Source organism: Zoogloea oleivorans, from assembly GCF_008107625.1.
GTDB lineage: Bacteria > Pseudomonadota > Gammaproteobacteria > Burkholderiales > Rhodocyclaceae > Zoogloea > Zoogloea oleivorans.
The window spans coordinates 13,690-40,670 of record NZ_SDKK01000025.1 but is presented as its reverse complement, the minus strand read 5'-3'; the positions used below and the strand labels follow the sequence as shown (position 1 = coordinate 40,670).

Genomic DNA, 26,981 nt, shown 5'->3' with positions numbered 1-26,981 from the left:
TTTCAATTGATTGGAGATACACCATGAACGCGATTACCAAAACCGAAGCCCGCGCCATCAACACCGCCGCCCCAATCCCGCTGGAAGCCGCCGATCCGAGCAAGAACCTTATTCTGGTTCCCCTGTCGCGGCTGATGCTGCGCCCCACGGGCCGCAACGTGCGCAAGACCCCGCGCATGTCCATCCCTGAACTGGCCGCATCCATCCAGCGCGTGGGCCTGCTGCAAAACCTCATCGTGATTACCGCCGCCGATGGCGAGCATTACGAAGTTGTGGCCGGTGGCCGTCGCCTTGCTGCCCTCAAGCTGCTGGCGAAGAAACACCGCATCCCGAAGGAATGGGAGGTGCCTTGCCTGCTGGTGGCCGATGGCACTGCCCGTACCGCCAGCCTCACCGAGAACGTACAGCGCGAAGCCATGCACCCGGCAGACCAATTCGAGGCGTTCGCCGCGCTGGTGGCCGAAGGGAGGCCCATCGAGGACATTGCGGCGGATTTCAGCGTGACGCCGCTGGTGGTGCAGCGTCGCTTGAAGCTGGCGAACGTCTCGCCGCGCCTGATGACCGACTATCGCGCCGATGCCGTCACGCTCGATCAGTTGATGGCCCTTTCCATCACCGACGACCACGCCGCGCAGGAAGGCGCGTTTTACGATGCGCCGACGTGGCAGCGCCAACCGTCCGCGCTGCGCGAACGTCTCACCGAGCGCGAAATCGACGCCTACCGGCATCCGCAGGTGCGCTTTGTCGGGCTGGATGCCTACGAGTCCGCTGGCGGTGGCGTGCGTCGCGACCTGTTCGCGGAAGGCGATGCGGGCGTGTATCTGACCGATGCCGCGCTGCTGGAACGGCTGGCGCAAGACAAGCTAGCAGGCATCGCCGCCGAGGTGAAGGCCGAAGGCTGGGCATGGGTGGATGCCACGCCCGGCGTGACCCATGCCGACCTGCGCGCCTTCCAGCGCGCCCCGAGGGAGCGGCGCGAACCGAGCAAGCGCGAGGCACAGCGCATCGAGAAGCTGCAAACCAAGATGCAGGAGGTAGGCGAAGCGCTCGACGCCGCACTGGATGCCGAGGACGAGGACAAGGCCGATTCGCTGCAAGAGGAAGGCGAAGCCTTGGGCGAGCAATTGCAGGCCCTGGAAGATGGCTTGCAGGACTACGGCCCGAACGTGAAAGCCACAGCCGGGGCCATCGTCACCATCGACCGCAACGGCGAGGCCGTCATTCATCGCGGGCTGCTGGGGGCGCTGGCGAACACGCTGTGGCTTGCTGCGGCAGGTTGTGCGAATGCGTGCCGTCCTCAATGCTGGCGGTTCTTGCCTATCACGTCCAGGAAGGATGGCTCACGGACACCGCCCGGCATCGCAATGAAGCTTCCATACCACGCCTCAACACCGGCACCGCTGAGTGAAGCGGGGACGTTGTCGCCTGTCGCCGGGAGATTGACCTGGCCCGCGTCTGGAAGCGCACCGCTGGAGCCTCCATGCGGGGATGCCGATCTGTGCATGTCTCCTTTCGGAGGGAGGTTCGGCCCAAGGCGTCCTTGGCTTGTCGTGAATCCTGGCGGGGGCATGGCTGCGCCCTGGGCTTCAAGGCTGCAACCGTCCGGCGCAAACAATTTCCCCGCCGCTGCGCGGCTTCCTCGCGGGACAAATTCTTTGCGCCTTCCGGTTCTCCACTGCGTTGCGACCGCAAGCGGTGCAGCCCGCCCGTCCCCCGCCGGCCGGATCACAACAAGGACGCGATGGGCGCGAACCTTGTTCAACCGAAAGGAAAAAACATCATGGCCAACATCGGCACCTTCACCGCAGACAAAGATGGCTTCACCGGCACGCTGCGCACCCTGACGCTCAACGTCAAGGTCAAGCTGGTTCCCAACGACAAGGGCAGCAGCGAGAACGCTCCCGACTTCCGCCTGCAGGCGGCCAGTCACGATATCGGCGCGGCATGGAAGAAGACCAGCGAGGCCGGGCGGGAATACCTGTCCGTGACCCTCGACGATCCTTCGTTTCCTGCTACGGTCTATGCCCGCCTGATCGAAGGCGAGGACGGCACGCACGACCTGATCTGGTCGCGCAGCAAGCCCCCGGCGGCGTGACCGCCGTAGCGCCCCGCCCTTCGCGGCGGGGCGACTGCTACCATGACATCTTGCCCACGTAGCGCTTGAAACTCTCAATGGAGAGTTCCAAGAAGCGGCGGCTGTTCCGCGCAAAGCCTGCGTCCAGCAAAGCTGTGATGGTCGCTTCCGATTGAAGCTCCAGAATCAGTGAATTGGCTGACGAGTCATGCCATCCAACGCGCCCTACGGGCATACGGGCGAACAGCCCGTGAGGTGTATTGGTAAAGGCTTGTTCCAAACTCGCTTCGCTGTCTTCCTCCAGATAGACAAGAGCAGCAAGCAGTTCGAATCGTTCAAACACCAGCTCAAATTCAGCCGATACACCTGCAAAGCTGGACCGCCAGTTCGTCATCACATCAAGCAGATGATCACTGAGAGGGGTCTTGCGACGATCAAGGCCTTCCAATTCTTTCCAGACTTCATTTTTCGCCCCTTTCCACTCATCCAGGAACAGCGTGGAAACCACTCGTTTCGGGTCACGATATTCCCGAGGCCAGGGCGCAACCAGCAGTTCGTGAAGTGTCTTCCATCGCTGCGAGCGCGTCAGGCCGACTCCGTAGGCAGTAAATATCAAGACGGCCGGATAAGATCGCAGACCGAGCCAAACCAACAGGCCGTTTCCAACCTTCTCGGCCTGCATATACAGTCCTCTGATGATGTCGAGGATCGTGGTCAATTCAGAACCATCCCCCCATCTGCCGAGGACGCCAGCCATGCGCGTCAAGGGTTCGGCCAGCGCCTCGTATCGTCGTACCCGCGATCGGAACTCTTCCTGATTCCACTGGCCATGGGGCGCGAATTGACTCCCATCGAGTTGCACCATCAATCGCTCCGCCTCCTGCGAAAGCAACTCGTCCAGTTGAATACGATGTTCCGGCTTCGCCAGGTAGCGCTTCGTACTATTGACCAACAATTCGACGCTCAGCGGATTCTGACGCTGGCTCTGCTCAAGCGTTTCGACTCGCTGTTGAAGTGTTTGGAAAAACTCGTCCGCGCCTGAGATCGGTATCGTCTTGGCGCTTCGATGGATGGCCAGTTCGCTGGCTCCCGAGCCCAACGCACCCCGGGCCGCCCAATACACGGGATAGCGCCTGTTCGGTGCACGGAGGAAGGCTGCCCGCAGGGCATGATCCCATTCACCCGACCAGCCGCAGATGATCAGACCATGCTCATCAAAGATACGGTCCAGCAGTTTGTCGTAGCTTTCCGGGTAAGCGCTCAGTTCCTGATCGGTGTTCAGGATGCGGGCATCCTTGTAATCGCCATGCAGCTTGAGCAGGTAACAGCGACTGTGCGTCAATGGCTCGGCACCCGCCAAAACGTCTGCGGAGGAAACCACGGTGGGCTCGACTCCTTGCTCCCGAAGGGCGTTTTCCATGAGCCGGTCAAAGTTGGTCGTGACGATGACCCGGACGTGACCAGAACGAACCAACTGCGCTATCGCGTGATGCGCCTTGGTCGGGATTTTCCGGCCTTCTTCGCGATCCTGCTCATCTGGCTCGATGTACCGATGCAATATCGCCCTACGCTCATCGGGTGAACTGGCGATCTCCTCCAGCAGCGCGGAATAGTTCGGCTCTTGCCCGGTCTTTTCCCGGTACCACTTTGCCCAATCGGACTGCTCCTCGACGCCTTGGGCGGTCGCCACACGGCGCACCAGGTCCAACGTAATTTCCCACCCGGTCGGAATCTCTGCGGAGCGCGACAGGCCCGACCCCAGAAGAACAGCGAAGACCCCTTTGTTCTCGTAGACGGAAAATCCAAGTTGGGTGATAGGGTCGTTCTGGAGAAGTGTCATTCGTCGCCTGTCTGTGCCAGCAGTTCAAGCTCATGCCGAACCTGCGAGAGTAGTTGATCCGCCTTCTTGGGGTTGTTCCCCGAATACGCCAATGCCAGAAGCGTCACCGGATGGATCTCCATCACCTTGCACAACTCGGCCAGCTTGTTGAGCGTCGGGCTTTTCAGATCACGCTCCAGCGAACTCAGGTAGGTCCGGCTGGAGACGTCGGAGAACGCTTCCTGGCTCAGGCCGCGCGCCTTCCTGACTGTCTTCAGTGCCATCGCCAATGAATTTTTCGCTGTCATCCGGTGGTTTCCTCAAAAACCAAGATGACAGTCGATTGCGCTCTATAGGGCTACAATCTATAGTGTTCATTTGGCGATGAGCCTTACGGCTTTGCGCCTTTACTGAAATCCGCATCTGTGGATTCCGACCGAATCTGAGAGCCGTATCTGTGCTTTTCCTGACTTCCATAATTCCGCTTTTCCGTTTCCGTGCATGTACGGATTCGATGGCTTCCGCATCCGTGTTTGCGCACGAAAGCGCACATCCGGTTCGGTGGTTCCACGCTTTCGCGGAAAGGCGGATTCGTGCATCCTCGGTTTCGTGGGATTCCTGACCATGACCCAGCCTCTCGCCACCGTAGACGAGCGAGCGCAACTGCTCGCCAACGGAGCGGCACGCGCGGCTGAACAGAGCATTGACCTAATACCCGTGGTGCGGCTGTTCACGCCGGATGCGCACGCGACCTGGTTGCTGGCTGCGCTCGACCCCGCCGATGGCGACACGGCCTGGGGCCTCATCGACCTCGGCATCGGCATGCCGGAGTTGGGGACGGTCAAGCTATCCGACTTGGCAGTCATCGTCGGGCCGCGTCGGCGGCCCATCCAACGCGACCTGTATTTCCGAGCGTCGCGGCCGTTATCGGAGTACATCCGGCTGGCGCAGGCCGACGGCTCGATCCCAGACTGATCGAGCCTCATGGCCCCCGCTGCGGAAGGTCATCCAGACACAGGCCGTTGCGGCGCATTGTGTCTTTTTCAGTCTGGTTTATGACGCCGGCAATCTGAATCGCCACTCTTGCGCCAAGTCGGTACCGCCCTGATCCAAAGGGGCATGATGCACTGCGCAGCTTGCGGCAGGGTGTCCGGTGCCGTGCCCTCAATTCCGGGTTGCACAGCCGTCGCATTCGGACAATCCACGTAAGACTTCGGAGCCAATCAGTCTTGACACCGCTCGTTACGGTTCAAGAGTATCACTTTGGTGGTAGGACGGTGATGTTTTGATGGCGTAGCTCCAGCGTGCCGACGTGGCGACGATCCCTGCCCAACAGGAGGTTGCGTCATGACTGATCGAAGCGTCGAACCTTGGTATCCCACAGCCGCATATCTCTACGTGCTGCACCTGGACGACTTGGCACTGGCTTGGGAGTATTTGCGCCGGCATCCCGATTACCGAGGCGACTGGCTACACCGCCATCGCCAGCCGGAAACCGCTCACGGTTGGGGGCTGCGTATGCTGGAAGACCCGGCCCTGGATGCGCGCGACGCGCATCCAGCCTGGCTTCCCGGCCACCCTTGCACGGCGCAACTTCACCCGGACATCGACCCGCCCCCGGATGCCGTCGCGTTCGAGCTGTGGCGCATTCCCGGCCACAAGCACCTGATCCACGATGGCCGACGCCTGATGCTCGCCACGCGCTGGCCCGGCTGCTGCTTGCGCCTGGCGTTGGCGCCAGACCTGGAGGATGGCATGGCCTACGTCTACGCCATCCGCGCGTGCGACATGCCTTGCGCACGCCATTGCACGCTCCGGGCCGAACTGGACAAGCTGGCTGTGGCCGCCGAAGGCACGCCTACGGCGGCGGCTCGGCCCCGGCCCGCGCCGACAGCGCTGCAGGAGCTGCACACCTTGCAGGCGCTTGATGCCACCTTGGCAGGCGCGTCATTGCGTGAAGTCGCCGAGGGACTGTTCGGCACCGATGCCGTGGTCAAAGGCTGGTATGCCGACGGCGGCCTGCGGTCGCGCGTGCGCCGTTTGGTGCGACGCGGCCAGGGTCTGATGCGCGCTGGCTATCGCCGCCTGGCGCAACTCCAATGAATTGAACAGGGTCGTTTTGCGTCCCCAGCAAAACGACCCTCAACGGGACGCATCCCTTTCTTGAGACTGCCTCCATCTGGCCGCGCGTCGCGGCTGGACTGTCCTGAACGATGGAGGCTTACCCGATGCGACCTGCTCCCTTGCGGCCTGCTGCCGCACACGCCACGCAGCAGCAACCCGCTGCTGCTACACAACCTCAACGCTACCTGACCAACGACGAGGCCGCCGAATATTTGCGCTTGTCGCCGCGCACGCTGGAGAAACAGCGCGTGATCGGCGGCGGCCCGCGTTTCCGCAAGTTTGGCCGCCGCGTCATGTACGCGGTGGCCGACCTCGACGTTTGGGCCGACCAGCGCAGCTTCGAGGCCACGTCCGATCCCGAATACGCCGAGCACCACTCGGCCGACAGCCGTGCGCGCTGAACGGTGCTTCGCCGGTGGCCATCTCCATGTCCAACCCGTCGCTGTCGTCCCGATCATCGGGGCAGCGATCAATGCAGGAGCGGGAACAGCTCGATCTGTTCCGCGCGCTGCCGGGCGACATGGCGCCGCGCGACAGCCAGGATTTGATGGCCTTTCCGTTCTTCTCGCTGGCGAAGTCGAAGCGCGTCCAGCCGATCGACTTCCGCGCCGGCGGCGTGACGATCCGGGTGGAGGGAACGCAGGAGCATGGCATCGCCACAATCTGGGATGCCGACATCCTGATCTGGGCTGCCAGCCAGATCGTGGAAGCGCGCGATGCGGGCATTCGCCCATCGCGGCTCATGCGCGCCACGCCCTACGAGATCCTGCGCTTCATCGGGCGCGGTACGTCGCTGCGCGATTACCAGCGCCTCAAAGCGGCCTTGGATCGCCTGCAATCGACCACGGTGGCCACTTCCATCCGCGAGACGACCGGGCGGCGCCTGCATCGCTTCTCGTGGATCAACGAATGGAAGGAGTTGGCCGACGCCCGCGGCACACCGCTGGGCATCGAGCTGATCCTGCCGGACTGGTTCTACGCGGGCGTGCTGGACGCGGCGCTGGTGCTAACCATCGACCCGGCCTATTTCAAGCTCACGGGTGGCATCGAGCGCTGGCTGTACCGCCTGGTGCGCAAGCACGGCGGCAAGCAGCCGGGCGGCTGGCAGTTCGACTTCAAACACCTGCACCGCAAATCGGGCAGCACGGCGAAGCCCTACGACTTCGCCTGCGACCTGCGCGCGCTGGTGGCGCGGCAGTCGATGCCGGGATACGTCCTGGGCATCGAGCGGATGCCGGACGACGGGGCCGAACTGCTGACTTTCAGGCCCGTGCTGCGGACGGCACGGGGATAACTCGGGGAAAACCTGTGAATGGCCTCGTGCTATCAGGCGTGGTGGGTATCGTGCTATCGGGCGTGTCCCTATCGTGCTATCAGGCGTGCGAAACCGCCGAAATCCTAATAGCGGCGCGGGTTTTCGGTCTCTCTAACTTCCCTAACTTAAATTCTTTAACTAATAAAAACAGCGCGCCGTTTCGGTGGATAAACGACAAACGGCACGGCACACGGCGATTCGCGCGGTACAGAAAACCCAGCTTTCCAGCCAGGAGGGCCGGGCCATGATCATCGCCTTGCTCAATCAGAAAGGCGGCGTTGGCAAGACCACGCTCGCCACGCATATCGCAGGCGAGCTGGCCATGCGCGGCCAGCAAGTCGTTCTGCTGGACGCCGATCCGCAAGGCTCGGCGCTGGACTGGACGCAGCGGCGCGCCCAACAGGGCTCGCCACGTTTGTTCAGTGCAGTAGGTCTCGCACGCGAGACGCTGCACCAGGAAGCGCCGGAGCTAGCACGCCAGGCCGATCACGTCGTCATCGACGGCCCGCCGCGTATCGCCGCGCTGGCGCGCTCGGCGCTGCTGGCGGCCGAGCACGTGCTGATCCCGGTGCAGCCCAGTCCCTACGACTTGTGGGCGTCTACCGAGATGGTGGCGCTGATCCGCGAGGCGCAGGTGTTCCGGCCAGCGCTACGCGCAGCCTTCGCCATCAATCGGCGCGTCAGTACGACCATCATCGGCCGTGAAGCGCGCCAGGCATTGGCCGACCAGCCGCTGCCAGCATTGCGCTCGGAGGTGCATCAGCGCATCGTGTTCGCCGACAGCGTGGCCGCCGGCCGCCTCGCACGCGAGACGGCGCCCGACAGCGCCGCCGCACGCGAGATCACGGCGCTGGTGGATGAACTGCTGCGGTGGCCGACATGAGCCAGCACAGCGGCAAACGCATCGCCATCGGTGCGCGTCCGCCGGCGAACCCTCACGCCGAGGCGTGGGTTCGCCAAGGGGACGCCGATGGCATCCAGAAAGGCGACCTCTACACCGCGCGCCTGACCCTCGACATCACCCCCGCGATGCGCGCCCGCGTCAAGGTCTCTGCGTTCACGCAAGGCGTGACCGTCGCCGAACTGCTGCGTGCACTGCTGGAACGCGAATTCCCAGAGAGCACCCAATGAACCCGCAACCTTCGGCGGCTCCAGCTACGCCGCCCACGTTTGCAGCGCTCGCCCACCAAGCGGGCGCCGCATCGCTGACTCGCGTTTCGCTGGCCTACATCGAGCAACGCATCGACCTTTACCTGCGGTTCGGCGAGCCGGCGCGCATCGTCCGGCTCGACCGCTGGCGGCGCGTCGCGGTGTTCCTGCCCGGCGCGATGTTCTGCCGCATCCGCTGGCACGCCAACGACTACGGCACGATCCGCTGGCAGCTCATGACGATGCAGGCTTGTACGCCGCAGGACGCGGCGCAGCGCATCCCCGGCGTGCTGCCCGGCGCGCGCCTGCTACTGCACGCCGAGGGCGAACCCGCCGTGCGCGCTGTGCTGGCGCAGCTCGACGCCATCGAGGCTCTGGGCATCGCGCCTGCCGACGTGTCGCCCGCGTACTGGCGCACGCTCGGCAACCGGCTCGCGGCCCGCGTGCCGCTGCCGGCGTACACCGCCGAGCGGCACGCCGCCTGGCTGGCCGGGAGGGCGCTGCCATGACGACGCTTTCCACATCCGGCACCGCGCCGCATTCTCGCTCGCTCGGGCGCGCTCGCATCGTGCTGGCGAGCCTGTCGGCCTGCGGCCTCGCTGCGCTGGCCTGGGCCTCGTTCGTGTCGCCGCTGCCGCGCTTCACCTACAACCCGTCCGACAGTGTGGCGGTCGGCTGGTATCGCATCGAGCCGTTCGACCACCGAGCCGACTCGCTGCCACGTCCGTTGTCCGTGGACAGCATCGTGCTCGTCCCGCTGCCGGCCGAGGCCGTTGCACTGGCCGCGCAGCGCGGCTACCTGCCGACGCGCGTGCCGCTGCTCAAGCGGATCGGTGCGATTGCGCCGCAGGAGGTGTGCATCATCGGTCGCAGTGTGCGCATCGACGGCGTGCCGGTGGCTGCCGTCTTGCCCGCCGCCCGCTTCGGCCGCCCGCTGCCATCCTGGCAGCAATGCCGCCGTCTCGAACCGGACGAGCTGTTCCTGTTGAGCGTGACCAACCCGGCCTCGTTCGACAGCCGCTACTTCGGCCCGGTGCGCGCATCCGCTGTGCTCGGCGTCGCGCATCCGGTCTGGTTGGAGACTCGCCGATGATGGCCGCCGATTCGCTGCGCTTCACCGTGCCATCCAGCGTGTCGTTCCGCTGGCCGTCGCCGTGTCGTCGCGCGTGTCGTGCGAGCGTTGACTTTGCGTATTCGGCGCCGCACGTCGCGCAACATCCGGCGCCGCTTTCCCACGTGCAGGCGTCTTGCCTCGAACGCGCCCGGCCGAGGGCCGTCGCCGCGTTCGCCGGCGCGCTGGCTGCAAGCAGCGCAGCGTCGCCGGGCCGCCGACGTCCGGAGCGCCAGCGAGGGGCAAAGGCGGAAGGCAAGATAAAAGGTCGCGGCACTCAGCCGCTTGAAAACCCTGTCTGCACGTGGGGGTGGCGCGGCACGAGCCAAGAGGCGGCATCGTGCCGCGAGAGTGCGCAATGCCGCATCGGCATTGGAGAAGGCGCGTGCTTCACACGCCCGGCTGCGCTGGTCTTGGATGGAAGCGCAGCATGAGCAAGCATGACGATGAGCGTTTCAGGATACGTCCCGGCGCGCCGAAACAGCGCGACGACGCCTTCATCAACAAGGTGCTGCGCCAGACCAACAAGGCCGGCACCAAGCTCGGTAAGACGGTCGGTAAAGTCGGCCATCTACCCGGTTCCCGGCTGGGGCGTGGCCACGTCGCCGCTCGCTTCGCTGGAGCCGCGCTAATGTCCAACGCCCGTCGTGTGACGATCAAGACGCGACTGGTCAATCTGGCCAAGGCCGGGCCGCGTTCGACTGCCGCGCACCTGCGCTACATCGAGCGTGAAAGCGTCGATCGTCAGGGCGGGCCGGGCCACGCCTACGGCCCCATGACCGACTCGCCGGACACTGCCGCTTTCGAGGAATGCGGGCGCGAGGATCGGCACCAGTTCCGCTTCATCGTCTCGCCGGAGGACGCCGACCAGCTCGACGATCTGCGCACCTATACCCGGCACCTGATGGCACGCATGGAGGCCGACCTGGGCACGCGGCTGGACTGGGTGGCGGTGGATCACTGGAACACCGACAACCCGCACACGCACGTCATCCTGCGCGGCAAGGACGACACCGGCAAAGACCTCATCATCTCCCGCGACTACATCGCCGAGGGGATGCGCCACCGGGCCACCGAATTGGCAACCGAATGGCTGGGGCCGCGCACCGAGTTGGAAATCCAGCGCGCCATGCAGCGCGAAGTCGACCAGGAGCGGTGGACGGGGTTGGACCGCACCTTGCAACGCTTGGCCGTGGACGGTCTCGTGAGTCCGGAGACGATGGCCGAGCCCCGGCTGCAACGCCAGCGGCAGATGCTGATTGGCCGGCTGCAGCGCTTGCAGCGCATGGGTCTGGCGACCGAGCAGCAACCTGGCACATGGGTCATTCATGCCGAGGCCGAACTCACGCTACGGGCCATGGGCGAGCGTGGCGACATCATCCGCACCATGCAGCGCGCCATGAGCGGCAGGCAGCGTGAACTGGCCGTATTCCAGCCCGTTGAGGACGGCCGCGCAATCGTCGGTAGCGTCATCGGCAAGGGACTGACCGACGAGCTGCATGACAAAGGCTATCTGATCGTCGATGGCACGGACGGCAAGGCGCACTACGTTGTGTTGCCACCGCGATCGGAATTGGAGCAGTACCCGACCGGCGCCGTGGTGGAGGTGAAAGGCTCGACTGAGGTGCGCGCGGCCGACCAGAACATCACCGCGCTTTCAGTGAATGGCATCTACCGCACCGACCATCACCTTGCGCTCGCCCAAGGCCAGGCCACGCCCGACAGTGACCCACGCGCAGTGGTGGCGGCGCACGTGCGTCGGCTGGAAGCTCTGCGCCGTGCCGGCATCGTGGAGCGTATGGCCGAAGGCGTCTGGCGTGTGCCCGATGACTTGGCCGAGCGCGGCCGCCAGTACGATGCGCAGCGCCTCGGCGGTGGCGTGGCAGTAGATTTGAAATCACACCTGTCCATCGCGCGGCAGACCCGCGTGATCGGTGCGACCTGGCTGGATCAGCAGTTGATCGGCGGCAGCAAAGGGCTGGGCGACATAGGCTTTGGCAGCGAGGTCAAGGACGAACTGCAGCGGCGTTCCGACTTCCTCGTTGAGCAGGGGCTTGCCGAGCGGCGCGGCCAGCGAGTGGTCCTGGCACGCAACCTCTTGGCGACGCTGCGTGGGCGCGAGCTGGCGAAGGCCGCGCACGACATAGCGTCGGAGACTGACTTGGAATATCGGCCAGTCTCCGACGGCCTACGCGTGGCGGGCGTCTATCGCCGCAGCGTCATGCTCGCCAGCGGGCGCTACGCGATGCTTGATGACGGTATGAGTTTCAGTCTGGTGCCGTGGAAGCCGGTGGTCGAACAGCAACTGGGGCAGCAGATAGCCGCGACGGTTCGTGGCGGAGGGGTGTCATGGGAGGTTGGCCGTAGGAGAGGAATTTCGATCTGAATGGCTTGATCAAGATTTGCCATTGCATTTTGTTTAGCTAGCGATATAATCGCTACCGTCCATATGGGCTTAATCCACTCTTAGGAGAAAACATCATGAGTGCGCTGTATTCGACCAAGGTCACCGCCGTCGGGGGCCGCAACGGCACTGTGCTTAGCGACGATGGTCTGCTGAACCTGCAACTGGCCTTGCCTTCGGGGCTCGGGGGCAAAGGCGGTGCAACCAATCCCGAGCAACTGTTCGCGGCGGGTTACGCGGCCTGCTTCGGCAATGCCGTCATCCACGGCACACGCAACAAAGAGACGAAAGTCCGGGACAACGACATTGAAGTTGTCGCCACAGCAGGCATTGCCCCGAATGGTAGTGGCGGCTTCGGCCTGACGGTTGCGCTGGATGTAACCATCGCTGGCGTCGACCAGGCCAAGGCAGAGGAAATCGTCGCCGAGGCGCACAAGATCTGCCCGTACTCGAACGCCACGAAGGGAAACATCGATGTTGTGCTGTCAGTGCATACACGCTGATTAACAAATCAGTAGTGCCACAGGCCTGATGAACTTCTGGTGCTGGGTCATCGGTGGCGTCGACGCGTGTGCATCGCCCCTGCGACCTTCGGATGCTGTTCGCCAAGAACGACGTGAATGGCGCCACTGCTTACCCATCTATGCAAAGGAAACCATGATGGTCAACCACACAAAGCTTTTGTTGGGTCTTGCCCTTTCGACCGTGCTTGTTGTCCCAGCATTTGCCGACAAGTCCAAGAATGAATCCATTCCTGTAAGCGATAGCTCTTTCCAGTGCATCACAAAAATGACACCGGTGCGCGGATTCTACGTCGCCAGCCTGACCGGAAAACTGAACGAAACCGTTGCTGTCGCCAAATCCAATAAAGGTGGCGCATATCCACCGGGTTCGGTGGTTCAGTTAATTCCTGGCGAAGTCATGGTCAAACAGCCTAAGGGTACAAACCCACAGACACATGACTGGGAATTTTTTGAACTAGACGTAGATGCCAAGGGCACCAAGATCCGAAAACGTGGCTATACCGATGTGGTCAACCGCTTTGGTGGAAATTGTTTTGCGTGCCATGTTCAAGCCAAACCGCAGTGGGATCTCGTTTGCGAAAAGAACCACGGCTGCCAACCCATCCCATTGACAGATGCAATGATTAAAGCACTCCAGCTCAGCGACCCTCGGTGTTCTCCAGCAAATAAACTGAGTGAAGCCGACAAAAAGGCACTGCAAGAAGTCAGCGAAGTATTTAAAAAGATATCGACCAGCGGAGTCGAAGGCCCTAAATAAGTGTTTATTGAAAACAGTCAGATTCGGTAAGCACTACACACGCGCTGCCGAATCGATTTGTCTTATCCAAGAAGGATGCCGCTGACGAAAGGGAACCCATATGTATATAGCCATAAAGCATAGTCATCTATTGACCGCTACCTTGTCGATATTCCTGACAGGTGTCTGGACAGTTCTGGCCTGGAATGGGAGTCGTAGTACCTCTGGCGGCTTGGGCGGCCACGCGAAGATGATGTACATCGCTCACCGAATAGTTTCCGGACTGGCAGGACTGACCGGTTTGGTGGTGACAGTCGTGGGGCCGTGGCAAGCCATGCTATTTCCATATATTGGACTTGCGGCATTTGCGGTTCACGGAATCGCTGCCAACATTTCGAAGAAAACTTTCGACGTCGCACATGAGGCTAGGAAGCGAAGAGTCGCACTATTGATCCAGATTTCAGCCCTCGCGCTTTCCGCCTATGTGATGGTCATCAAAACCATCTGATCACTGCCATGCCATCTTGCGCATATACAGGTGCTGCGTGCCTCCCCCGCAGGGGCACACGCAGCAGTTATGCTCGGCATTCTTCCGAGTGCTACGAGAACGGGAGGTCTTATGGAGTATTCATGGCCGATCGCACACATATCATACCTGATAAGACAAGACTCAGAGGTGGCGGCTGGCTATAGTGTTTCCGAAGGGTGATTCGTGGATTTTCCGTTAGGAACATTCTTTCAAAATCAAAGTTTTTTAAGGAAGAATTATGCTATTGCTATCTCTGGGGGCCTTTACTGTCGTAGCACTGATCGGATTGATCATGGCCAGTGACGTATTTCGCAAGAAGCCTACATCCCCCATTTTCAAAGTGCTCCACGTTGTTTTTGTGCTAATCGGTGCGCTGGCAGCGATCGTGGCGGCATTCTCCGGGGATACTCGGGTTTGGATCAACATTGTCATTGCCTTGGTTATCATCGGCCTGGGGGCCTTGCTTTTTGCAAAACGATCCAAAGGCGAACATCCGAAGGGAGTGGTGATCGTGCACGGGGGGCTTGCCGTTACGTGCTACCTTCTTCTGGCCTACTTCACTCTTTTCAACCACGCTTGAGCACCATAAGGCCGTAGCCGTAGTGACCATGTTGACATACTAGGGCCTGTTCTCAATTGCTGAATCATCGGCATGCCAAATGGAAGCCGTGTCAAAAAAGTTGTTTACGGTCAATGACATAGCAAGGGGGCTGTTCACAGCGGTCTGAATCTGCTTATATCCTGATTTTTCGGCTGAGCTCAGGATGGATCGGAAGATGCTGCGCGACGACCAGTGGGCGCGCATTGAACAACTCTTGCCCGGCAAGGCGACCGACCGTGGTGTTACGGCCAAGGACAATCGGCGCTTCGTCGAAGCGGTGCTGTGGATCATGCGCACGGGCAGTCCGTGGCGCGATCTCCCGGAGGAACTGGGGCATTGGCACCGGACCTTCGTTCGCTTCTCGCGCTGGCGCGAGAAAGGGGTGTGGGAGCGGGTTGCCACAGCGCTGCGTAGCGAGGCCGACATGGAATATCTGTTCCTCGACTCGACGATCGTGCGCGCCCACCAACACGCTGCCGGCGCCCAAAAAAAGCGGGCGACCCGCAAATCGGCCGCTCGCGGGGTGGATTGACCACCAAGTTGCATGTGGCGGTGGATTCCCTGGGCAATCCAGTGCGAGTCATTCTCACGGCAGGTCAGATCTCCGATATCGGACAAGCGGGCGCACTCATCAAAGATCAGCCCGCCGAGTTCATTGTGGCCGACAAGGGCTACGACTCGGATGCCTTTATCGAAACCATCACGGCGCAAGGCAGCCAGGCGGTCATTCCACCTCGCGCCAACCGACTCAACCCGCGTACCTTCGATCGCCATATCTACAAGGACCGCAATCTGATCGAGCGCTTCTTCTGTCGGATCAAGCAATTCAGACGTATCGCTACGCGCTACGACAAACTCGCACAGTCATTCCTGTCCTTCGTTCATCTCGCTTGTGCTTTCGTCTGGTTGGCGTAATTGAGAACAGGCCCTAAGTTGCTGTTAATCCGATGCTCTGGAGCTTGACTACCGAAGTCCGGGAAACATCCGAACTCCTGCAGCAGGATGCGGTTGAATTCATCGTGTGTTGTCAGGAGGGCGGGCGTCTTATCGCCGATACGGGGGATGCCCGCGAAATCGCATTTTTGCCGGGACGCTTGGTCCTGATCCCGCCCAACACTGCTTACAGAATCGTCATCCACATGGGGGATGTGGCCCGTCTGAAGATCGCCTGCTGCCCCCCAAGCGACTTACCTCGTTTCTTATCACCCAAACAGGTGGCTTTGGTCAGCGACGTGAGTAAGGAGGGGATCACGGTTTCCGATTTTCCAGATCATTTGTCCTGGTTGGAAGCCACTATTAATATGATTTCTGACGGCTTCAGCAACGAAAATTTGCTGGCTGAACAGGTGAGTTGGAGTGCCGTGGGTCTGCTGCTATCGCTGCACGTCAAAGGCCGAACCAGTAGCGCAGATAATCTCATCCATCGCTATCGCGGCAGAATGCAGGAAGTGGTTTCCTGGATCGAGGACAACCTGCATGAGGAAATAACTCTGGATCAGGCGGCCAGACTTTTTGGCATGTCCCGCAGTCTGCTAACCCGGGAGTTTCGCCAGCATACTGGCAAAAGCATCGTCGACTTCAGAAATACTTTGCGGTTGCAAAAAGCGGCATCTCGGCTCTCGAATCTGACGGAGACAGTCACCGGTGCAGCCATCGACAGCGGGTTTTCAAGTGTTAGTCAGTTTCATCGGAAATTCAAGGAACATTTCGGCCTCACTCCTACAGCTTTTCGCAAAAAGCGCCTGAACGCCGATAGCCTCGATCAGGCCTAGGGCGAACCACGGCATCTCCATAATTTGAAAGGGCCTTTGCTCAGTTGGGGCCTCCTTGCTTTTCGGCAATACTCACCGCGCGTAGTAATGCCAATGTGGATTTATAAATGGTGCACGCTGCATTTTTCGCTCTCCCCAGCGAATCATCAGCAGCGAGCGCGCAACGTCACAATTCGCCTTGAAAATAAAGATTTAGGCTGGTGCGTTAGATTTCCTCTTGCCGAATTGATCCGGAGGTCGACACTGTGGCCTTTCAGCATCTTCCAGCCGCCACATCGGGTGAGGCTGTTACCAATCGTCGCTTTTCCTGGCTCGTGCAGGTCTTCCCTGGACGGAATTTTGTCATTACACTTAAAGTTGGTAGCGATACAATCGCTAGATTGTCTTTTAGACAAGGTATCACACTCAACCATGAAATCCGTCCGGCGTACACCAGAAGACAACCCCCTGCGACTCGATCGCCAGCTTTGCTTCCCTCTCTATGCTGCAACCAACTTGTTGACCCGGGTCTATCGACCTGTGCTGGAACCGCTTGGCCTAACCTATTCGCAGTATCTGGTCATGTTGGTGCTGTGGGAACGGTCGCCGGTCAGCGTTGGCGACCTTGGTGAATGCCTATATCTGGAAAATGGCACCTTGACGCCATTGCTTAAGCGCATGGAACAAGGCGGATTCATCAGTCGTCGTCGCGATACCGAGGACGAGCGGCGGGTGCTCGTCACACTGACGCCCCATGGACATGATTTGCGCGATGTCGCGAAGACCGTCCCGGAAACACTCTCTCGTCAATTGGGGCTCGATGAGGCATCCGTCGCGGAGCTGCGCAACTCAGTAAGGTCTCTGGTGTGCATCCTAGCCGATCACAAGTATCCGACATCATCTGAGGCGCCCAGTCGCCCACCTAGATCGAGCCCGCCTTTGGCAAAGGCATAGGAGAGCAAATCCATATGTCCCTTGCTCTCAAACACGCACCCTGCCCCTACCTTCCGGACCATGAAGTCGTTGGCCGCTTAACCACCGGCGGTGCCGAGGTAGCCCTATTGCGGACTGGCCATAGGGAGATTGAAGCGATGGTCAATCTGCTGAGCACACCTCACCTTGCTATCAAAAAGGGATGACCTATGGAGTTTCGGCACCTCCGCTGCTTCCTGGCAGTCGCCGAAGAACTCCACTTCGCCCGCGCAGCCGAGCGACTGCACATTGAGCAATCGCCGCTGTCGCGCACCATCAAGGAACTTGAAGAAGACCTAGGAGAGCAATTGTTCGTCCGGACCAGCCGCAGCACACGTCTGACACCGGCAGGCAAGTTGTTCCTGGAGCACGTACCGCGTGTCTTCACCGCCTTGCAGCAGGCGCGCGACAGTGTGAAGGCCGCTGCCAAAGGCTTCCACAGCCAATTGCGCATTGCGCTGTCCGACGGCATTGCGCCCGCGCGTCTGCCAGCTTTGCTGGCGTTGTGCCGACAGGAGGAGCCGGATGTCGAGATTCGGTTGTTCGAGGTACCGCTGTCTCAGCAGATCAAGGGACTGCATAGCGATCTGTACGACGTAGGGTTTGGCCAAGCCGATGAGGTTGGCGATGGTCTAGTTGCCGAAGCGGCTTGGACCGATCCACTGATGGTCGCAGTGCCAGCGCGGCATCCACTGTTGACGCACAAGCGCATCCCACTCAATGAAGTGCTGCGTTATCCGCTGGTGTTGTGCGATCCACAGGTATGCGAAGGCCACGCACGCCAGATCGATCGTGTACTGCGACGAGCAGAACAAGAACCCGTGATCGCCGAGCGCGTGACCTCCAGTGATTTGATGATGGCGCTGGTGTCGGCTGGTTTTGCCCTGGGTTTGACTGGCGCAGCGCAAATCGCTTCCAGCCGAGAGGCAGGCGTGGTGGCGCGTCCGCTGGCGGGCCGCTCACCGATTCTGACGACCTATCTGCTGCGCAGAGAAGGAGAAATTTCGGAAGTCTTGGCCCGCTTCATCGAACGGGTGCAGGCCATCGAGTCACCTGAAGGTTTAAGGCACGCGCCATCCTCACAATCCTACAACCCACAGGACATCAAGCAATGAGGAATATCGTACCGTTCTTGCTGGTCGCAGCATTGGTCGCGTGCGGTCCATCGGGAACATCCACCGAGGTCAACGTACCAACCGTGGAAGAACTGGCCGCCGATCCTGCGCGACTAAAGGAGCTGCGTCAGCAGTGCAAGACGGATCGTCCAAAACTCGGCAATGAACTTTGCAACCGAGTAGCCGGAGCGACGAACCTACGCTTTCTCGGCGACGGCAAGACGCCCTACACCCCACCGAAGGAACAAGCCAAGTTTTGATTCATTCGTCTTTGTCCTCCCACGAAATTCATCTATTTGCTCGACACGTCGCAACGCGCCCTGGCTTGCGGCTTTTTTACCGGACTCGCTCCTTTATGGATTGATGCTGTTTTAGGAATTTTTGTCCTGATAACAGTCTTTGACCGACCTTGATCCAGCCCCGAATCTCGCACATGCGGCATGTTTTTGTGCCACTTGTCGCGCAGGAGAAATTGGGAGGGCAGGATGCAAGGTCAGGGTGTGCTGTTCGGACAGATCGCCGTTGTTTTCGGCATTGTGATCGCCGGTGTGTGGGGTGCCACACAATGGGCAGCCGCCGCCCTGGGCTACCAGCTACGCCTCGGCTCGCCCTGGTTCGATTTTTTCGGCACACCGGTCTATCACCCTTGGCGGCTGTTCGAGTGGTGGTTCTTCTTCGATGCCTATGCGCCACATGTCTTCGACATCGGCGGCGCGATCGCGGGCGGCAGCGGCCTAGCTGCCGTACTGGTTGCCATCGGCATGTCGGTATGGCGTTCGCGGCAATCGAAGCTTGTCACGACCTATGGTTCCGCTCGTTGGGCCGATGCCGCCGACATCAGCAAAGCTGGCCTGAACCAGCCTGCTGGTGTTTTTCTCGGCCTGCATGACGGCCAATACCTGCGGCACGAAGGACCGGAACACGTCCTGACCTTCGCGCCGACTCGCTCGGGCAAGGGCGTGGGCCTGGTGGTGCCAACGCTTCTTTCCTGGCCCGCGTCCGCCGTCATCCACGACATCAAGGGTGAGAACTGGCAGATCACCGCCGGCTGGCGTTCGCGCTTCTCCCACTGTCTGCTGTTCAACCCCACCGATGCCAAATCTGCCGCCTACAACCCGCTGCTGGAGGTTCGGCGCGGTGCGCATGAAGTGCGCGACGTGCAGAACATCGCCGACATTCTGGTGGACCCGGAAGGCGCGCTGGAGCGGCGCAACCATTGGGAAAAGACCTCGCACGCCTTATTGGTCGGCGCCATCCTGCATGTGCTCTATGCCGGTGAAGACAAGACGCTGCGCGGCGTCGCCAACTTCCTGTCCGACCCGGCATGCCCGTTCGAGCTGACGCTGCATCGGATGATGACGACACGGCACCTCGGCGATGCACCGCATCCCGTCGTCGCTTCGGCTGCGCGTGAAGTGTTGAATAAGTCGGACAACGAGCGTTCTGGCGTGCTGTCCACGGCCATGTCGTTCCTCGGCTTGTACCGCGACCCCACGGTGGCCGAAGTCACCTCGCGCTGCGACTGGCGCATCGCCGACCTGATTTCGGCAGAGCATCCGGTATCGCTATACCTGGTTGTGCCGCCGTCCGACATCAGCCGCACCAAACCGCTGGTGCGCCTGATTCTCAACCAGATCGGCCGGCGCCTGACCGAATCGCTTGACGGCAGCGACGGCATCGCGCGCCGCCACAAGCTGCTATTGATGCTCGACGAGTTCCCGGCGCTGGGCCGACTCGACTTCTTTGAGACGGCGCTGGCGTTCATGGCCGGTTACGGCATTCGCAGCTTCCTGATCGCGCAGTCGCTCAACCAGATCGACAAAGCCTACGGCCAGAACCATTCCATCCTCGACAACTGCCATGTCCGGGTGACGTTCGCCACCAACGACGAACGCACTGCCAAGCGCATTTCGGAGACGCTGGGCACGGCCACCGAGCTGCGCGCGCAGCGCAACTATGCCGGTCATCGGCTTGCACCGTGGCTAGGGCACCTGATGGTGTCGCGGCAGGAAACGGCGCGGCCGCTGCTGACGCCCGGCGAAGTGATGCAGCTTCCGCCCGACGAGGCCGTGGTGATGGTGTCCAGCGTGGCACCGATCAAGGCCAAGAAACTGCGCTACTACGCCGACGTGAACTTCAAGCGGCGCGTACTACCGCCGCCCGCGCTTGCAGCCAGTCGCTACGCCGACGCGCCGCCTCGGCAGCCTGACGACTGGAGTGGTCTGGCAATCCCCACCGTACCAACCGCACACGCAGCAGCCTTGGCCGACAGCGAAGCCAGCACCGCCGATGACGGCGGGCCACGCCGTCAGCCGGAGCTGTCCGAAGTCGCCGAGTACCACCCCGAGCAGGAGCCTGCCAGCAACGACCTTGCGCTGCTCGATGACGACGACTTGCCGCTGCCTGCCTTTGCCTCATTCCCCCGCCAGCTCGACCCGGCCATGCAACGCACGGCCCGGCTGGCATCACTCGACCCTGACGACGGAATCCAGCTATGAGCCAATACCGCCTCAACCTGTTCATTCCGCCCGAGCACGCGAAGCGCCTGGACGAGCTGGCCGCCAAGAAAGGCGTGTCCAAGTCGTCCATCGTCGCGGCGGCACTGGCATCTTGGTTGTCGCCGGACGCGGGCGATCAGCGCGAGGCGGCCATTGCCAAGCGGCTTGATCGGCTGTCACGCCAGTTCGAGCGGCTGGAGCGCGACCAGAACATCGAGATCGAGACGCTGGCGCTATTCGTTCGCTACTTCCTGACCGTCAGCACGCCAGTGCCCGAAGCACACCAGGAAGCGGCCCGTGCCCAGGGCAAGGCGCGCTTCGAGCAGTTCGTCGAACAGCTTGGCCGTCACCTGTTGCGTGGGCGCAGCCTGGTACGCGACGTGATGGAAGAACTTCACCCCGACTCTGCACGGCTGGACGAAGCGGCGGCGTTGGCCGAAGCCCAGGAGCGTGCATCATGAGCGCGCAGCCCGAGTCGTTCACCGCCACGTCGCTCGACCGGCGCATTCGCATGCTGCGCACGGCCATGGGGCCGGTGATCGCCGCCGCGCTGGAAGACCCGGACGTGGTGGAAATCATGCTCAACCCCGATCGGTCACTGTGGGTCGATCGTCTGTCCTCCGGCCGCGCACCGCTGGGCGTGGAACTGTCTGAAGAAGACGGCGAACGCATCATTCGGCTGGTCGCCGCACACGTCGGCGCGGAGGTCCATCGCGGCCAGCCGCTGCTGACCGCCGAGCTACCCGAGACGGGCGAACGCTTCGAGGGCATTATGCCGCCCGCCGCGCCGGGGCCAGCCTTCGCGCTGCGCAAGCGGGCCGTGAACATCATCGGCCTGGAGCGCTACGTCGCCGACGGCATTCTGTCCGCCCCACAGGCCGAATTCCTGCGCCACGCGGTGCGCGAGCGGCAGAACATCCTGATCGCTGGCGGCACCAGCACTGGCAAGACGACGCTGGCGAACGCCTTGCTCGCCGAGATCACCGTCACCGGCGACCGCGTATTGGTGCTCGAAGACACCATCGAGCTGCAATGCGCCGCGCGCGACCACGTGCCGCTGCGTACGCGTGTGGGCGTCGTGTCGATGACCGAACTGGTGCGCGCCACGATGCGGTTGCGCCCAGACCGCGTGGTGGTCGGCGAGGTGCGCGGCGGCGAGGCCCTGGATCTCATCAAGGTATGGGGAACCGGCCATCCCGGCGGCATCGCCACCATTCATGCCGGCTCCGCACTGGGCGCGTTGCTGCGTCTGGAGCAGTTGGTTCTCGAAGTCGCCGTGAATCCGCCGCGCGCATTGATCGCCGAGGCGGTGAACGTGGTCGTGTTCATCGTCGGCCGTGGCCGCAAGCGCCGCATCGAAACCATCGCCCGTGTCGCCGGCTTCGATGGCGTGGGTTATCGCCTGACGGAAGCCTTGGAAACGCCATTTCCAGAGTTGCTGCCGCTGTCTTCCATCGTTCCTTCGTCCCTTCCTTCTCTTTCCCTCAACCACTCTGGAGAACTGCCATGACGCACGCCCATGCTTTCCGTATTTCCGTAAATCCGGCTTCGATCCTTGCACGCTTGCGCCGTCTGTCTGAGCCTGCCCATCACGGTCTATTGTTGGCCGCCGCGATGCTGCTGACGGCGGGCACCGCGAAGGCAGCCGGTTCCTCGATGCCCTGGGAAGGGCCGCTGCAATCCATCCTCGACTCGATCCAGGGGCCGGTGGCTCGGATCATCGCGGTCATCATCATCATTTCGACGGGCCTGGCGCTGGCCTTCGGCGATACGTCAGGAGGCTTTCGCAAGCTGATCCAGATCGTGTTTGGTCTGTCCATCGCCTTCGCCGCGTCCTCGTTCTTCCTGTCGTTCTTCAGCTTCTCCGGCGGGGCGGTCGTATGAGCGCGACTCACGACCTGCCGGGCTTCGAGATTCCGCTGCATCGCTCGCTGACCGAGCCGATCCTGCTGGGTGGCGCGCCGCGCACCGTGGCAATTGCCAATGGCACGCTGGCCGCCGCTGTTGGGCTGGGCCTGCAACTGTGGATTCCGGGCCTGGTGCTCTGGATCGTCGGCCACTCCCTGGCGATGTGGGGGGCACGAGTCGATCCGCAATTCATGCAGGTGTTTGCCACGCACCTGAAACACAAACCGCTGCTGGACGTGTGAGGACCATGCCATGCTGAACCTCGCCGAATACCGCCAGCGCCCGGCTTTGCTTGCCGACTGGTTGCCCTGGGCCGGTCTGGTCGCACCGGGTGTCGTGCTCAACAAGGACGGCAGTTTCCAGCGCACGGCGCGCTTTCGCGGGCCGGACCTGGACAGCGCGACGCAGGGCGAGCTGATCGCCACCACGGCGCGGCTGAACAACGCGCTGCGCCGGCTCGGCTCCGGTTGGGCGCTGTTCATCGAAGCTGAACGCCTGCCTGCAGCGGACTATCCGCACTCGGATTTTCCGGAGCCGCTGTCCTGGCTGGTGGACGAGGAACGGCGCGCGACCTTCGAAGAGTCTGGCCACCATTTCGAGAGCGGCTATCACCTCACGCTGCAATACCTGCCGCCCGAGGAGTCCCGCGCACGCGCGGCCAAGATGCTCTACGAGAACACGCCCACGCAAGGCGTGGACTGGCGCGAACGCCTGTTGGCCTTTGTCGCCGAAACCGACCGTATCTATGACCTGCTGGACGGCGTGATGCCGGAGATCGACTGGCTCGACGACAGCCAGACGCTGACTTACCTGCATGCGACCGTTTCGACGCATCGCTATCGCATCGGCGTGCCGGAAGTGCCGTTCCATCTCGATGCACTACTGGCCGATGCACCGCTGGTCGGCGGCCTCGCGCCCATGCTGGGCGACCAGCACCTGCGCGTCGTGACGATACGCGGCTTTCCGACCTCGACCTGGCCGGGGATTCTGGATGACCTCAACCGCCTGGGCTTCGCCTACCGCTGGAGCACGCGCTTCCTGTGCATGGACAAGGCCGAGGCTGAGAAGGAGTTGGGCCGCCTGCGCCGGCAGTGGTTCGCCAAGCGCAAGAACGTCCTCGCGCTACTGCGTGAGACGATCTTCCAGCAGGAGTCGCCGCTGGTCGATACCGACGCCAGCAACAAGTCTGCCGACGCGGACGCAGCTTTGCAGGAGCTGGGCAGCGATCAGGTCGCCTTCGGCTACGTCACTGCGACCGTCACCGTGCTGGATGCCGACGCCAACGCGGCCGACGAGAAGCTGCGTAGGGTGGAGCGCGTCATCCAGGGCCGTGGCTTCGTGACGATGCCGGAGACGCTGAATGCCGTGGAGGCCTGGCTGTCGTCGGTGCCGGGTAATGCCTACGCCAATGTCCGCCAGCCCATCGTCTCGACTCTGAACCTCGCGCACCTGATGCCGGTATCGGCGGTGTGGGCCGGCCCGGAGAAAAACGACCACCTCGACGGCCCGCCGCTGATCGTTACCCGCACCGAGGGCGCGACGCCGTTCCGACTGGTGACGCACATTGGCGACGTGGGGCATACGCTGGTGGCCGGCCCGACCGGCATGGGCAAGTCGGTTCTGCTCGCCATGCTGGCGATGCAGTTCCGCCGCTATCCCGGCTCACGCATCTTCGCTTTCGACATGGGGCGTTCGATGCGCGCCACCATTCTCGGCCTGGGCGGTGAGCACTACGACCTCGGCGCCGACGGCGCGATCGCATTTCAGCCGCTCGCACGCATCGACCGGGAAGGCTATCGCACCTGGGCGGCCGAATGGGTCGAAGGTCGCCTGCGGCAAGAAGGCATTACGGTTGGTCCGAACGAGAAGGCGGCCATCTGGTCGGCGCTCGTCAGTCTTGCGGGTGCGCCTGTAGAGCAGCGCACGCTCACCGGCTTGTCGGTGCTGCTGCAATCCAACGTGCTGCGGCAGGCACTCGCTCCCTACGTGCTCGGCGGCGCTCACGGCAAGCTGCTCGATGCCGACAGCGACCGGCTGGGCGTGGGCGACGTTCAGGGCTTCGAGATGGAGGAGCTGATGCACAGCAAGGCCGCGGTATTGGCCGTGCTGGGCTATCTGTTCGCGCGCTTCGATGAGCGTTTCGACGGCGCGCCGACGCTGCTGATCCTCGATGAAGCGTGGCTGTTCCTTGACGACCCGGTGTTCGCGGCGCGCATTCGCCAGTGGCTCAAGACGCTGCGCAAGAAGAACGTCAGCGTCATCTTCGCCACGCAGTCGCTAGCCGACATCAAGGATTCGACCATCGCGCCCGCGATCATCGAGAGCTGCGCGAGCCGCATCTTCCTGCCCAACCCGCAGGCCACCGAGCCGCAGATCCGCACGATCTACGAGGGCTTTGGGCTGAACAGCAGGCAAATCGAGATCGTCGCCACCGCCCAGCCCAAGCGCGACTACTACTACCAGTCGCGTCTGGGCAATCGCCTGTTCGATCTGGACCTTGGGCCGGTCACGCTCGCCTTTGCGGGCGCTTCGACGCCCCAGGACCAACGCGCTATCGACAACGTACTGCGCGATGCCGGAACACCCGGCTTCGCAGGTGCGTGGCTGCGCCATCGCGGCCTTGATTGGGCGGCCGACCTGTTGCCGTCCGCTCCCTCGGCCGCGTCCTTCCTTGCTTCCCAACCTCTGGAGGTTTCACCATGAAAAAACGTCTTCTTGCCGTCGCTGTCGCTGCCCTGATCGGCGCCGTGCCGGTCGCTCAAGCGCAATGGGTCGTCATCGACCCCACGAATCTGGCCCAGAACATCCTGACTGCCGCGCACACGCTGGAGCAGATCAACAACCAGATCAAGCAGCTTCAGAACGAAGCGCAATCCTTGATGAACGAGGCCCGCAACCTCGCAAGCCTGCCGTTCAACGTGGTCAATCGCCTGCGGAGCAACCTGGACACGACGCGGCAACTGATCGGCCAAGCGCGCGGGCTGGCCTTCGACATCCAGAACATGGACCAGCAGGTCGGGCAACTGTACCCGGAGCAGTACGCCGCCACCGTGAGCGGCAATCGGATGTTCCAGGACGCACACCAGCGCTGGCAAAACACGCTCCAGGGCTTGCGCACCGCCATGCGCATGCAAGCGCAGGTGTCGCAGAACCTGAACCAGGATGAGGGCGTGTTGGCCGATCTAGTTGACCAGAGCCAGTCGGCCACTGGCGCCTTGCAGGCCATGCAGGCCACTAATCAGCTCCTGGCCCTGCAAGCCAAGCAGTCCATCCAGACCCAGCAGCTCCAGCTCACGCAGGGGCGTGCAGCTTCGCTGGAACTGGCGCGTCAAGCCGCTGCCGTCGAGCGTGGACGCGAGGTGACGCGCCGCTTCCTCGGTAGCGGCACGGCGTACACGCCGCAGTCCGTGAACTTCTACGGCAACTGACGGATGCGGCCATGAACGACGTCTCCGTCATCGACCGTTTCCTCAATGTCTTCTCCACGTACATCGATTCGGGGTTCGGCCTGCTGCACGGTGAAGTCGCGTTCTTGACCGCGACGCTGGTGGCGATCGACATGACCCTGGCCGGCCTCTATTGGGCGCTGGGCCATGCCACCGGCCAGGGCGAGGACGTGATGGCCAAGCTCCTGCGCAAGGTGCTCTACGTCGGTGCCTTCGCCTACATCATCGGCAATTTCAACTGGCTGGCGAGCATCGTGTTCCGGTCCTTCGCGGGTCTCGGCCTGACGGCTTCCGGTTCGACCATGACCATGGCGACCTTCCTGCAGCCGGGGCGCCTCGCCAAAACCGGCATCGACGCGGCTGCGCCCATCCTGCAACAGATCAGTGAGATGGCCGGCTTCCCAGAGGTGTTCATCAACATCGCGCCGATCGTGGTGATGTTCCTCGCCTGGCTGATCGTCATCATCAGCTTCTTCGTGCTGGCTGTGCAGCTCTTCGTCACGCTGATCGAATTCAAGCTGACCACGCTCGCCGGCTTCGTGCTGGTACCGTTCGCGCTCTGGAACAAGACCGCGTTCCTTGCCGAAAAGGTGCTCGGCAACGTGGTGTCCTCGGGCATCAAGGTGCTGGTGCTGGCCGTGATCGTGGGCATTGGTACGGGGCTGTTCGCCGAGTTCCAGGTCACGCCCAGTGAGCCATCCATTGATCATGCACTGGTGGTGATGCTGGCCTCGCTCGCCATGCTCGCACTCGGCATCTTCGGCCCAGGCATCGCCACCGGCCTGGTGTCCGGCGCGCCGCAGCTTGGCGCGGGTGCGATGGCCGGTGCAGCGATGGGCGCAGCCGGTACGGCCGTCGCTGTCGGTGCTGCCGCGACCGGCGTGGGCAGCGCGGTGGCGGCCGGC

The 26,981-nt window shown here is 62.2% G+C and carries 30 protein-coding genes; 28 read left to right on the top strand and 2 right to left on the bottom strand.

The annotated features are described in order from the left end of the window. Window positions 1-23 precede the first annotated feature (23 nt). Together ETQ85_RS20835 and ETQ85_RS20825 are read left to right on the top strand one after the other, a co-directional pair. The gene (locus ETQ85_RS20835) at window positions 24-1,844 is read left to right on the top strand and encodes a ParB/RepB/Spo0J family partition protein (protein WP_246128846.1); all 1,821 of its coding nucleotides are present in this window, start codon (window positions 24-26) and stop codon (window positions 1,842-1,844) included. Then, window positions 1,781-2,095 (top strand): DUF736 domain-containing protein, encoded by a 315-nt coding sequence (locus ETQ85_RS20825; RefSeq protein WP_148580992.1) that lies wholly within the window; start codon window positions 1,781-1,783, stop codon window positions 2,093-2,095. The genes ETQ85_RS20835 and ETQ85_RS20825 overlap by 64 nt, the downstream gene beginning before the upstream one ends. A 37-nt stretch (window positions 2,096-2,132) precedes the next feature. On the opposite strand, the gene ETQ85_RS20820 is transcribed toward ETQ85_RS20825, so the two are convergent. Together ETQ85_RS20820 and ETQ85_RS20815 are read right to left on the bottom strand one after the other, a co-directional pair. Then, window positions 2,133-3,914: an SIR2 family protein gene (locus ETQ85_RS20820; protein WP_148580991.1), complete on the bottom strand. Its 1,782-nt coding sequence runs from the start codon at window positions 3,912-3,914 to the stop codon at window positions 2,133-2,135. Next, window positions 3,911-4,201, bottom strand: coding sequence for a helix-turn-helix domain-containing protein (locus tag ETQ85_RS20815; RefSeq protein WP_148580990.1), 291 nt, complete (start codon window positions 4,199-4,201; stop codon window positions 3,911-3,913). Before ETQ85_RS20815 ends, ETQ85_RS20820 begins: the two co-directional genes overlap by 4 nt. A 316-nt stretch (window positions 4,202-4,517) precedes the next feature. Between ETQ85_RS20815 and ETQ85_RS20805 the strand changes: the two genes are divergently transcribed. From ETQ85_RS20805 to trbL, 26 genes are all read left to right on the top strand, one after another. Beyond that, window positions 4,518-4,868 carry a DUF2958 domain-containing protein gene (locus ETQ85_RS20805; RefSeq protein ID WP_148580988.1) on the top strand — a complete coding sequence of 117 codons (351 nt, stop codon included), beginning with the start codon at window positions 4,518-4,520 and terminating at the stop codon, window positions 4,866-4,868. Window positions 4,869-5,240: 372 nt separating this feature from the next. After that, on the top strand, window positions 5,241-5,996 hold the full coding sequence (locus tag ETQ85_RS20800) for a DUF2285 domain-containing protein (protein WP_148580987.1): 756 nt from the start codon (window positions 5,241-5,243) through the stop codon (window positions 5,994-5,996). A gap of 125 nt (window positions 5,997-6,121) precedes the next feature. Then, window positions 6,122-6,418, top strand: coding sequence for a helix-turn-helix domain-containing protein (locus ETQ85_RS20795; protein WP_148580986.1), 297 nt, complete (start codon window positions 6,122-6,124; stop codon window positions 6,416-6,418). Between the two features lie 26 nt (window positions 6,419-6,444). Continuing rightward, the gene (locus tag ETQ85_RS20790; RefSeq protein ID WP_148580985.1) at window positions 6,445-7,311 is read left to right on the top strand and encodes a replication initiator protein A; all 867 of its coding nucleotides are present in this window, start codon (window positions 6,445-6,447) and stop codon (window positions 7,309-7,311) included. 265 nt (window positions 7,312-7,576) lie between these two features. After that, the gene (gene parA / locus ETQ85_RS20780) at window positions 7,577-8,215 is read left to right on the top strand and encodes a ParA family partition ATPase (RefSeq protein WP_148580983.1); all 639 of its coding nucleotides are present in this window, start codon (window positions 7,577-7,579) and stop codon (window positions 8,213-8,215) included. Next, window positions 8,212-8,463, top strand: a complete 252-nt coding sequence (locus ETQ85_RS20775; RefSeq protein ID WP_148580982.1) for a chromosome partitioning protein ParB — start codon at window positions 8,212-8,214, stop codon at window positions 8,461-8,463. The genes parA and ETQ85_RS20775 overlap by 4 nt, the downstream gene beginning before the upstream one ends. After that, the gene (locus ETQ85_RS20770) at window positions 8,460-8,990 is read left to right on the top strand and encodes a DUF2840 domain-containing protein (RefSeq protein WP_148580981.1); all 531 of its coding nucleotides are present in this window, start codon (window positions 8,460-8,462) and stop codon (window positions 8,988-8,990) included. Before ETQ85_RS20775 ends, ETQ85_RS20770 begins: the two co-directional genes overlap by 4 nt. Next, the gene (locus ETQ85_RS20765) at window positions 8,987-9,574 is read left to right on the top strand and encodes a S26 family signal peptidase (protein ID WP_148580980.1); all 588 of its coding nucleotides are present in this window, start codon (window positions 8,987-8,989) and stop codon (window positions 9,572-9,574) included. The genes ETQ85_RS20770 and ETQ85_RS20765 overlap by 4 nt, the downstream gene beginning before the upstream one ends. 448 nt (window positions 9,575-10,022) lie before the next feature. Continuing rightward, a complete protein-coding gene (locus ETQ85_RS20755; protein WP_148580978.1) occupies window positions 10,023-11,978 on the top strand; it encodes a relaxase/mobilization nuclease and DUF3363 domain-containing protein in 1,956 nt (651 codons plus the stop codon). A gap of 95 nt (window positions 11,979-12,073) precedes the next feature. Beyond that, window positions 12,074-12,499 carry an organic hydroperoxide resistance protein gene (locus ETQ85_RS20750; protein WP_104727266.1) on the top strand — a complete coding sequence of 142 codons (426 nt, stop codon included), beginning with the start codon at window positions 12,074-12,076 and terminating at the stop codon, window positions 12,497-12,499. Window positions 12,500-12,653: 154 nt separating this feature from the next. Beyond that, window positions 12,654-13,277 (top strand): hypothetical protein, encoded by a 624-nt coding sequence (locus ETQ85_RS20745; protein WP_197739054.1) that lies wholly within the window; start codon window positions 12,654-12,656, stop codon window positions 13,275-13,277. 100 nt (window positions 13,278-13,377) lie between these two features. Further along, on the top strand, window positions 13,378-13,764 hold the full coding sequence (locus ETQ85_RS20740; protein ID WP_148580977.1) for a hypothetical protein: 387 nt from the start codon (window positions 13,378-13,380) through the stop codon (window positions 13,762-13,764). A 313-nt stretch (window positions 13,765-14,077) separates the two neighbouring features. Beyond that, on the top strand, window positions 14,078-14,365 hold the full coding sequence (locus tag ETQ85_RS20735; protein ID WP_152089371.1) for a hypothetical protein: 288 nt from the start codon (window positions 14,078-14,080) through the stop codon (window positions 14,363-14,365). Window positions 14,366-14,549: 184 nt separating this feature from the next. Further along, window positions 14,550-15,301 (top strand): IS5 family transposase gene (locus ETQ85_RS20730; RefSeq protein WP_246128628.1). Its coding sequence is split into 2 segments (ribosomal slippage): window positions 14,550-14,877 and window positions 14,877-15,301, totalling 753 coding nucleotides; the frame shifts between segments, so codons are not numbered across the junction. A gap of 44 nt (window positions 15,302-15,345) precedes the next feature. After that, complete coding sequence (locus ETQ85_RS20725; protein ID WP_172974698.1) at window positions 15,346-16,158, top strand: AraC family transcriptional regulator; 813 nt, start codon at window positions 15,346-15,348, stop codon at window positions 16,156-16,158. A gap of 411 nt (window positions 16,159-16,569) precedes the next feature. Further along, complete coding sequence (locus ETQ85_RS20720; RefSeq protein WP_148580974.1) at window positions 16,570-17,091, top strand: MarR family winged helix-turn-helix transcriptional regulator; 522 nt, start codon at window positions 16,570-16,572, stop codon at window positions 17,089-17,091. Between the two features lie 188 nt (window positions 17,092-17,279). Further along, on the top strand, window positions 17,280-18,224 hold the full coding sequence (locus ETQ85_RS20715; protein WP_148580973.1) for a LysR family transcriptional regulator: 945 nt from the start codon (window positions 17,280-17,282) through the stop codon (window positions 18,222-18,224). Then, window positions 18,221-18,484 (top strand): EexN family lipoprotein, encoded by a 264-nt coding sequence (locus tag ETQ85_RS20710; RefSeq protein ID WP_104729099.1) that lies wholly within the window; start codon window positions 18,221-18,223, stop codon window positions 18,482-18,484. Before ETQ85_RS20715 ends, ETQ85_RS20710 begins: the two co-directional genes overlap by 4 nt. 225 nt (window positions 18,485-18,709) lie before the next feature. Further along, window positions 18,710-20,722, top strand: a complete 2,013-nt coding sequence (locus tag ETQ85_RS20705; RefSeq protein ID WP_148580972.1) for a conjugal transfer protein TraG — start codon at window positions 18,710-18,712, stop codon at window positions 20,720-20,722. Continuing rightward, a complete protein-coding gene (locus tag ETQ85_RS20700) occupies window positions 20,719-21,183 on the top strand; it encodes a ribbon-helix-helix protein, CopG family (protein WP_148580971.1) in 465 nt (154 codons plus the stop codon). Before ETQ85_RS20705 ends, ETQ85_RS20700 begins: the two co-directional genes overlap by 4 nt. Next, window positions 21,180-22,232 (top strand): P-type conjugative transfer ATPase TrbB, encoded by a 1,053-nt coding sequence (gene trbB / locus ETQ85_RS20695; RefSeq protein WP_148580970.1) that lies wholly within the window; start codon window positions 21,180-21,182, stop codon window positions 22,230-22,232. The genes ETQ85_RS20700 and trbB overlap by 4 nt, the downstream gene beginning before the upstream one ends. Then, a complete protein-coding gene (locus ETQ85_RS20690; RefSeq protein ID WP_148580969.1) occupies window positions 22,229-22,606 on the top strand; it encodes a TrbC/VirB2 family type IV secretion system protein in 378 nt (125 codons plus the stop codon). Before trbB ends, ETQ85_RS20690 begins: the two co-directional genes overlap by 4 nt. Next, window positions 22,603-22,872 carry a VirB3 family type IV secretion system protein gene (locus ETQ85_RS20685; protein ID WP_148580968.1) on the top strand — a complete coding sequence of 90 codons (270 nt, stop codon included), beginning with the start codon at window positions 22,603-22,605 and terminating at the stop codon, window positions 22,870-22,872. Before ETQ85_RS20690 ends, ETQ85_RS20685 begins: the two co-directional genes overlap by 4 nt. Before the next feature lie 10 nt (window positions 22,873-22,882). Beyond that, window positions 22,883-25,333 carry a conjugal transfer protein TrbE gene (trbE, locus tag ETQ85_RS20680; protein WP_148580967.1) on the top strand — a complete coding sequence of 817 codons (2,451 nt, stop codon included), beginning with the start codon at window positions 22,883-22,885 and terminating at the stop codon, window positions 25,331-25,333. Further along, complete coding sequence (trbJ, locus tag ETQ85_RS20675; RefSeq protein ID WP_148580966.1) at window positions 25,330-26,058, top strand: P-type conjugative transfer protein TrbJ; 729 nt, start codon at window positions 25,330-25,332, stop codon at window positions 26,056-26,058. Before trbE ends, trbJ begins: the two co-directional genes overlap by 4 nt. 11 nt (window positions 26,059-26,069) lie before the next feature. After that, a partial coding sequence (gene trbL / locus ETQ85_RS20670) for a P-type conjugative transfer protein TrbL (protein ID WP_148581019.1) occupies window positions 26,070-26,981 on the top strand: 912 nt, incomplete at its 3' end.

Coding starts and splice junctions, on each gene's coding strand:
- ETQ85_RS20690 (WP_148580969.1), top strand. CDS start 22,229: ATGACGCACGCCCATGCTTTCCGTATTTCCGTAAATCCGGCTTCGATC.
- ETQ85_RS20700 (WP_148580971.1), top strand. CDS start 20,719: ATGAGCCAATACCGCCTCAACCTGTTCATTCCGCCCGAGCACGCGAAG.
- ETQ85_RS20755 (WP_148580978.1), top strand. CDS start 10,023: ATGAGCAAGCATGACGATGAGCGTTTCAGGATACGTCCCGGCGCGCCG.
- ETQ85_RS20735 (WP_152089371.1), top strand. CDS start 14,078: ATGGCCAGTGACGTATTTCGCAAGAAGCCTACATCCCCCATTTTCAAA.
- ETQ85_RS20825 (WP_148580992.1), top strand. CDS start 1,781: ATGGCCAACATCGGCACCTTCACCGCAGACAAAGATGGCTTCACCGGC.
- trbB (WP_148580970.1), top strand. CDS start 21,180: ATGAGCGCGCAGCCCGAGTCGTTCACCGCCACGTCGCTCGACCGGCGC.
- ETQ85_RS20720 (WP_148580974.1), top strand. CDS start 16,570: ATGAAATCCGTCCGGCGTACACCAGAAGACAACCCCCTGCGACTCGAT.
- ETQ85_RS20775 (WP_148580982.1), top strand. CDS start 8,212: ATGAGCCAGCACAGCGGCAAACGCATCGCCATCGGTGCGCGTCCGCCG.
- ETQ85_RS20805 (WP_148580988.1), top strand. CDS start 4,518: ATGACCCAGCCTCTCGCCACCGTAGACGAGCGAGCGCAACTGCTCGCC.
- ETQ85_RS20800 (WP_148580987.1), top strand. CDS start 5,241: ATGACTGATCGAAGCGTCGAACCTTGGTATCCCACAGCCGCATATCTC.
- trbE (WP_148580967.1), top strand. CDS start 22,883: ATGCTGAACCTCGCCGAATACCGCCAGCGCCCGGCTTTGCTTGCCGAC.
- ETQ85_RS20770 (WP_148580981.1), top strand. CDS start 8,460: ATGAACCCGCAACCTTCGGCGGCTCCAGCTACGCCGCCCACGTTTGCA.
- ETQ85_RS20715 (WP_148580973.1), top strand. CDS start 17,280: ATGGAGTTTCGGCACCTCCGCTGCTTCCTGGCAGTCGCCGAAGAACTC.
- trbJ (WP_148580966.1), top strand. CDS start 25,330: ATGAAAAAACGTCTTCTTGCCGTCGCTGTCGCTGCCCTGATCGGCGCC.
- ETQ85_RS20835 (WP_246128846.1), top strand. CDS start 24: ATGAACGCGATTACCAAAACCGAAGCCCGCGCCATCAACACCGCCGCC.
- ETQ85_RS20685 (WP_148580968.1), top strand. CDS start 22,603: ATGAGCGCGACTCACGACCTGCCGGGCTTCGAGATTCCGCTGCATCGC.
- ETQ85_RS20710 (WP_104729099.1), top strand. CDS start 18,221: ATGAGGAATATCGTACCGTTCTTGCTGGTCGCAGCATTGGTCGCGTGC.
- ETQ85_RS20750 (WP_104727266.1), top strand. CDS start 12,074: ATGAGTGCGCTGTATTCGACCAAGGTCACCGCCGTCGGGGGCCGCAAC.
- ETQ85_RS20740 (WP_148580977.1), top strand. CDS start 13,378: ATGTATATAGCCATAAAGCATAGTCATCTATTGACCGCTACCTTGTCG.
- ETQ85_RS20705 (WP_148580972.1), top strand. CDS start 18,710: ATGCAAGGTCAGGGTGTGCTGTTCGGACAGATCGCCGTTGTTTTCGGC.
- parA (WP_148580983.1), top strand. CDS start 7,577: ATGATCATCGCCTTGCTCAATCAGAAAGGCGGCGTTGGCAAGACCACG.
- ETQ85_RS20795 (WP_148580986.1), top strand. CDS start 6,122: ATGCGACCTGCTCCCTTGCGGCCTGCTGCCGCACACGCCACGCAGCAG.
- ETQ85_RS20765 (WP_148580980.1), top strand. CDS start 8,987: ATGACGACGCTTTCCACATCCGGCACCGCGCCGCATTCTCGCTCGCTC.
- ETQ85_RS20790 (WP_148580985.1), top strand. CDS start 6,445: ATGTCCAACCCGTCGCTGTCGTCCCGATCATCGGGGCAGCGATCAATG.
- ETQ85_RS20745 (WP_197739054.1), top strand. CDS start 12,654: ATGATGGTCAACCACACAAAGCTTTTGTTGGGTCTTGCCCTTTCGACC.
- ETQ85_RS20820 (WP_148580991.1), bottom strand. CDS start 3,914: ATGACACTTCTCCAGAACGACCCTATCACCCAACTTGGATTTTCCGTC.
- ETQ85_RS20815 (WP_148580990.1), bottom strand. CDS start 4,201: ATGACAGCGAAAAATTCATTGGCGATGGCACTGAAGACAGTCAGGAAG.